Annotated in this window: 3 protein-coding genes; all 3 read left to right on the plus strand. The window is 66.3% G+C overall.

Annotated elements, in window-relative coordinates:
• Positions 1–34 precede the first annotated feature (34 nt).
• Entirely contained in the window at positions 35–1,567 is a 1,533-nt protein-coding gene (locus tag ENZ75_RS23065) for a sugar ABC transporter ATP-binding protein (RefSeq protein WP_063167524.1), read from the plus strand.
• Positions 1,564–3,648 (plus strand): ABC transporter permease, encoded by a 2,085-nt coding sequence (locus ENZ75_RS23070; protein WP_063167525.1) that lies wholly within the window; start codon positions 1,564–1,566, stop codon positions 3,646–3,648. Before ENZ75_RS23065 ends, ENZ75_RS23070 begins: the two co-directional genes overlap by 4 nt.
• A 13-nt stretch (positions 3,649–3,661) precedes the next feature.
• Positions 3,662–4,274, plus strand: a 613-nt coding sequence (locus tag ENZ75_RS23075; protein WP_164887947.1) for an SDR family oxidoreductase, incomplete at its 3' end; no start/stop codon positions are given.

Raw genomic sequence — 4,274 nt, forward strand, 5'->3', positions numbered from 1 at the left:
TCGTCAATCCATGCCAAGCCGGCGATCGAGGACAATGACAGAACACTCCGAGCTCCCCGCCGTCGAGATCGACGGCATCAGCAAGGCGTTCGGCCCGACCGTCGCGCTGGACGGCGTGTCGTTTGCGATCGCGCCCGGCAGCGTCCATGCCCTGCTCGGTGAAAACGGAGCCGGCAAGTCGACACTGGTGAAGCTGCTGTCCGGGCTGGTCCGGCCGAGCCAAGGCCATGTCCGTGTCTTCGGCAAGGAGATCGCTTACGGCGCACCGCGCGCAGCACATGCGCTCGGCATGCAGACAGCATTCCAGGAGATGACCCTGGTGCGCGATCTCTCCGTGCTCGACAACATGCTGCTGCCTTACGCCCCCGTCGGCATCTCCGGCCTGATCCGCCGCGGTGCCGCCCGCAAGGCCGTCCGCCGCCATATCGAAGATCTCGGTTTTTCCGTCGATCTCGATGCCGAGGTGAGCGAGCTCGAGCTTTCGGTGCGCCAGAAGATCGAGATCGCGCGCGCCGTCTACCGCAAGCCGCGCATCCTTTTGCTCGACGAACCGACCTCGACGCTCGCCGGACGCGACGTCGACTGGCTGGGCGACATCATCGCCAGGCTGAAGACGGCGGGTACCACCATCGTCTTCATCACCCACCGCATGCGCGAGGTCCGCGCTTTTTGCGACACGCTGACGATCCTGAGAAACGGCCGCCACATCGTCACCGCGCCGGTCGCCGATGTCTCGGATGCCGACGTCATCGAAAAGATCATCGGCCGCAGCATCGAGCAGACCTTTCCGCCCAAGCCGGACAGCGCCCAGGCCTTCGGTCCGCCGGTTCTGGGCGTGCGCGACCTCAAGGTCGGACGCAAGCTCGACGGCGCCGGCTTCGATCTGCGCAAGGGCGAAATCCTCGGCGTCGCCGGGTTGCAAGGCATGGGCCAGCAGGACCTGTTCCTGGCCTGCTTTGGCATGGCCGAGATCGAGCGCGGCCACATCCTCGTCGACGGCCGCAAGGTCTGGCTCGGTTCGCCGGCCGATGCCTTGCGCCCCAACATGGCCATCGGCCTGGTGCCGGAAGACCGCAAATCCGAAGGCCTGTTCCTGAAATTGTCGGGCAGCCAGAACGCCACGCTGCCGGTGATATCGCGCTTCACACGGCTAGGCCTTGTCGACGCGCAAGCCGAGACCCGCTCCGTCGAGGCGGCATTCGCCACTGTCGAGGTCGACCGCCGCGCGCTGTGGACGCGGGCCGGTGCGTTTTCCGGCGGCAACCAGCAGAAGATCGCCATCGCCAAGTGGCTGGTGGCGCAGAGCCGCATCCTGCTGTTGTTCGATCCCACCCGAGGCATCGACGTTGGCACCAAGCACGAGCTTTATGTGATGATGCGAAACTACGTGGCTTCGGGCGGTTCGATCCTGCTGCACTCGACGGAGATCCCCGAACTCGTTCACCAATGCGACAGGGTGCTGGTCCTCTATGACGGGCGCATCGCCGCCGAACTCGAAGGCGACGCTATCACCGAACCGGCCATCATGCGCCCGGCGCTCGGCCATGCCGGGGAAGCCGCCGCATGAGCAGCGCAGCAGCCTCATCCCCTGTTCCCGGCGGCTTCGGACTGCGCCGTGCGCTGGTGCGCAATCGCGGCGCGCTGATCGCCGCGGCCGTCCTGGCGATCCTGCTCTTCGTCGTCGACTGGATCAGCGCTGGGCCGCTGACCTATTTCGATGTGTCGTTCCTGTCGAGCGGCGGCGCCACCTCGGCGCTCGCGGCGATCGGCCAGACGATCGTGATCCTGTCGGGCGGCTTCGACCTGTCCGCCGGCGCGGTGATATCGCTGGTCAATGCCGTGCTGGCATCGAGCATGGATCCGATGGCGCCAGGCGCAAGCATCCTCCTGTGGACCACCGTCGGCATCGGCGTCGGCATGGCGGTGGGCGCCTTCAACGGCTTCTTCATCGCGGTGCTGCGCATGCAGCCGATCGTGGTGACGCTGTCCACCATGTTCATCCTGCAAGGTGTCACGCTGCTGGTGATGGACAAGCCCGGCGGCTTCGTGTCGCCCGATCTCGGCACCTTCTATCTCGGCGACGCGATCGCCGGCTGGCTGCCGATGCCGCTGGTGGTGATCGGTGTCGTCCTGCTCGCCTGGTTCTGGCTGAAGGGAACCCGCTTCGGCACAGCACTCTACGCGCTTGGCAGCGATCCGGAGTCGGCCGCTTCCGTCGGCATCAATGTCGTTCTGGTGCGCTTTGCCGTCTATGTCATCGCCGGCGGCTGCTATGGCCTTGCCGGCGTGTTCATCAGCGCCCAGACCGGCAGCGGCGATCCGCTGGTCGGCAATCCGCTGCTCTTGTCGATGTTCGCGGCGGTCGTCGTCGGCGGCACGCGCCTCGGTGGCGGGCAGGGCGGCCCGGTGGGCTCTGTCTTCGGCGCCTTTATCCTGATGATCGTGGTGAACATCCTGCTGGTGCTCAACGTATCGGCCTATTATGCGACCATCGCCGAAGGCACCATTCTGGTACTGGCGGCACTTGCCGGCTCGATCTCGCATGCATCGGTGCTTGCCGTGCAACTGCGCGCCGCGCGTGCCCGGCTCGCCGCCTGGCGCGCCGGCATATTGCCCTCGCAACTCGAGCGCGTGGACCGGCGTCTCAAGATCGCCGAGCCAGCCCATGCCCAGCGCAGTCCGGCATCGCCGCGCCCTGCCTTCCATCTGCGCAATGCGGAAACGCTGCGCTATGCGCTGCCGGCCTATGTCTGCCTGCTGCTCATCGTGCTTGTCACCCAGATCTGGCTCGGCCGCGCCATCCTCAATCCGGGCTATTGGAATTCGCTGCTGGTGCTATCCTCCTTCCTAGCCGTCCTGGCGCTCGGACAGGGAACCGTCATCCTGACCGGAGGCCTCGATCTCTCCGTGCCGTGGACGATCGGCATCTCCGGCATCATCCTGGCGGGCATGGTCAACGGCTCCGACGCCGCCCTTGTCTACGCCTTGCCGGTCGTCCTGGTGATGGCCTGCGCCATCGGCTTCGCCAATGGTTTCGGCATCGTCTATCTCGGCATCTCGCCGATCGTCATGACGCTCGCCACCAACGGCATTCTGCAAGGCTGTGCGCTGCTCTATTCGCAGGGAACGCCGGCCGGGTTTTCCTCGCCGATGCTGCGCTGGGTCATGACGGCCAAGCTCGCCGGCCTGCTGACTCCAATCGTGCTGCTGATGGTCGTCTTTGTCGTCGCAGCGGTACTCCTGCTTGGCCGCACCCCGTTCGGAAGGCGCGTCTACGGCATCGGCAACGGGCTGCGCGCGGCGCGCTTGTCGGGCATCGGCGTCGAGCGCACGCTGATCCTGGTCTACATGCTTTCGGCCGTCTGCGCGGCTGTTGTCGGCGTCATGCTGACCGGCTTTTCGGGTCAGGCGAGCCTCGGCATGGGCGACGACTATCTATTGCCGTCGATCGCCGTGGTGGTGGTCGGCGGCGCGCTGATCACCGGCGGGCGCGGCCACTATCTCGGCATGCTCGGCGGCGTGTTGTTGCTGACGGCACTGCAGATGCTGCTCGCCGGCACCACGCTTCCCTATGCCACGAGGGCAATTCTTTACGGACTGGTCGTTCTGGGCGCCGTCATGGCGCTGCGCGAACGGCGGCTGCAATGAGAAGGACATGACCATGAGCACAAGGGCGCCGGCATCGGCGGACGAATTTTTGACCGGGCTGAAAGGCCAGCGCGTGCTGGTGACGGCGGGCGCAGGCGGCATCGGGTTTGCCATAGCCGACACGCTGTCACGCCTCGGCGCCCGCATCGTCGTCTGCGACGTTTCCGACGAGGCGCTGGCCGCTGCTCCCAGCAAGATCGACCTGGTCGCGGCGGTCAAGGCCGACGTCTCGCGCGACGAGGACGTCGACCGTCTGTTCGAGGCGGTCGAGAAAAAACTCGGCGGGCTCGATGCGCTGATCAACAATGCCGGCATTGCCGGGCCGACCGGCGGTGTCGACGAGATCGATCCGGCGGACTGGCGGCGCTGCATCGACATCTGCCTGACCGGCCAGTTCCTGTGCGCCCGGCGCGCGGTGCCGCTGATCAAGGCGGCGGGCGGCGGTTCGATCGTCTCGATGTCGTCGGCCGCCGGCCGCCATGGCTACGCCTTCCGCACACCCTATTCGGCGGCCAAGTTCGGTGTCATCGGTTTCACGCAAAGCTTGGCCAAAGAGCTCGGGCCGCACGCCATCAGGGTCAACGCCATCCTGCCCGGCATCATCGAGGGCCCCCGCATCGAAGGTG

Source organism: Mesorhizobium sp. M7A.F.Ca.CA.002.04.1.1 (assembly GCF_004022805.1).
In the GTDB taxonomy this organism is placed as follows: Bacteria; Pseudomonadota; Alphaproteobacteria; order Rhizobiales; family Rhizobiaceae; genus Mesorhizobium; species Mesorhizobium ciceri.